The following is a 1,362-nucleotide window of genomic DNA, read 5'->3' as shown; positions in this document are numbered from 1 at the left end:
GCCCAAAAGACTCAGCTTCTCCCTAACCGATTCATGGAAGTGACTCTTGCGAACGTTCTAGTTAAGCCAGTTGATCCATTGGGTTAACAATAACTTTCATGTTCTTGCTCAGCCGATGGAACCTGGAATTCCAGTGAAGTTAAGTACCCAAACCTGCTCCGGCTACAGTTTCGTCATGAACGGGTGGCCTTCGGTGAAATGATCATCGCTCGACTCCATAAACTCGTTCTGATGCTGTGCATCTCGCTCGTCATTGACCATCGCTACGAGAACCTCTTCGTACGTCAAGAGCGCATCGTGCCGAGTTTTAAGTACATCATTCCCAGTTCTGTGCACAAAACTGGGAATGACTCCGCCCTCAGCTCAACCGCCATATTTCTCCGCTGGAGAACTACGCCCCGACGCCGGCCCGCAATCCCGCGAAAATTCCCACCTACGGAGATTCCGCTTTCACCAGACTTTGATCCCCCGCCCAGGCCGGTTAAATGCTTCGATAACAGCGCATTCCCAGCTGCTGCGCCTGTTTATTCTCGACGTGGACGGCTAAGCCGTTGCGGCGACGCTCGTCTCTCTGGCCCAGAGATAGGCACCACTTAGGGGATGAGTTGATCCACGCGATAGCGGTCGAACAGCGCCACGAAAGCATCAAATGTTCGACGATACCCGGTAAAGCCAGCCACCCTGCTCTTCCCCATGTCGGCCACCACTTCTATGTTTCGCCCTAGCCCAGATTTTTCATGAGGTCTCTGACGGCCGCCGAAATCCGATACCCAGGATTCCCGGTGGCCGTTACTGATTCCGCCCACGCCAAAGAGCGCCGAAACACCAGCGCTGGGTGCCAGGCTCCACCGACCTGGACTGAAATGATCTTTCAAAACCAAAGAAACAACAGGACAACCGCCAATTCAAGCAGCCAGCTCACCGCGCCGCCACCGCTGAAACAACACACCAATACCTTCCTGCAACTGGCAAAGCAACTGCGCTTCTGGTGCTCTCACCGGGATCAACAGCCGGCGTTGCCGCCCACCAGAGACGATTTTCCCAGCCATCGAAAACAGCCGGTACCGCCACCGCTTCAGATCCCACACCGAAGCCCCATGACCACCAGGCAGCGCAGCTAGCTGCAGCCATGCGACCAAGTTCAAGGCGAACATTGCCAGGTCAGCCCACGCCTGATTCGCGGTAAAAGACCAATACGGCAGCTTGCCCAACCCCGTGCTCTTGAGCGTTTTGATCCGATTTTCGCACCGGCCACGGGCACGATGCCGAGCATCAAGGAACGCCACGTTGAACCGCGGAGCATTGGTCAAGAACGCCGTCACTCGATTGCCGTCCGTGTCGAACAAGTTCGCTTTCGCACCA

General features: G+C 55.7%; 2 protein-coding genes. Both read right to left on the bottom strand.

Translation table 11 applies throughout. The annotated features are described in order from the left end of the window. Positions 1 to 162: 162 nt before the first annotated feature. Complete coding sequence (locus ACT3UA_RS18900; protein WP_255248283.1) at positions 163 to 288, bottom strand: hypothetical protein; 126 nt, start codon at positions 286 to 288, stop codon at positions 163 to 165. A 617-nt stretch (positions 289 to 905) separates the two neighbouring features. After that, the coding region (locus ACT3UA_RS18895) for a transposase (protein WP_444617872.1) at positions 906 to 1,362 on the bottom strand (457 nt) is incomplete at its 5' end.

Origin of the sequence: Glutamicibacter sp. 363 (assembly GCF_052379505.1) — a bacterium.
Taxonomy (GTDB): Bacteria; Actinomycetota; Actinomycetes; order Actinomycetales; family Micrococcaceae; genus Glutamicibacter.
Note: the sequence above shows the minus strand (reverse complement) of the source record. Positions and strands in the feature narration are given on the sequence as shown.